The organism is Confluentibacter sediminis, assembly GCF_003258355.1.
In the GTDB taxonomy this organism is placed as follows: domain Bacteria; phylum Bacteroidota; class Bacteroidia; order Flavobacteriales; family Flavobacteriaceae; genus Confluentibacter; species Confluentibacter sediminis.
In genome coordinates, this window is sequence record NZ_QKPO01000047.1 from 1 (window position 1) to 354 (window position 354).

Consider the following 354-nt stretch of genomic DNA (forward strand, 5'->3'; position numbering starts at 1 on the left):
CGAGCCGATCGAGAAGTTCGGCGCGGACGCCGTGCGTTACTGGGCCGCCGCCGCTCGCCTGGGCCTCGATGCCACGTACGACATCGGCCAGATGAAGATTGGCCGTCGACTGGCCATCAAGCTGCTGAACGCCACCAAGTTCGCGCTGGCCATCGGCCGTGAGGACGAGAACCATCACGTGGGCGCTGCCGCCGAGGCCGCGTGGAACCCGGCCGATGTGACCGAACCGCTGGATCGCGCCGCTATGGCCAAGCTGGCTTTGGTGGTGCGTCAGGCCACCGAGGCGCTGGAATCCTACGAGCATTCCAAAGCGCTGGAAGTCATCGAGTCCTACTTCTGGCAGTTCTGCGACGA

The 354-nt window shown here is 65.3% G+C and carries 1 protein-coding gene; it reads left to right on the forward strand.

What is annotated here, in order from left to right:
- On the forward strand, positions 1–354 hold a 354-nt coding region (locus DKT72_RS18915), incomplete at both ends, for a nucleotidyl transferase family protein (protein WP_162623373.1).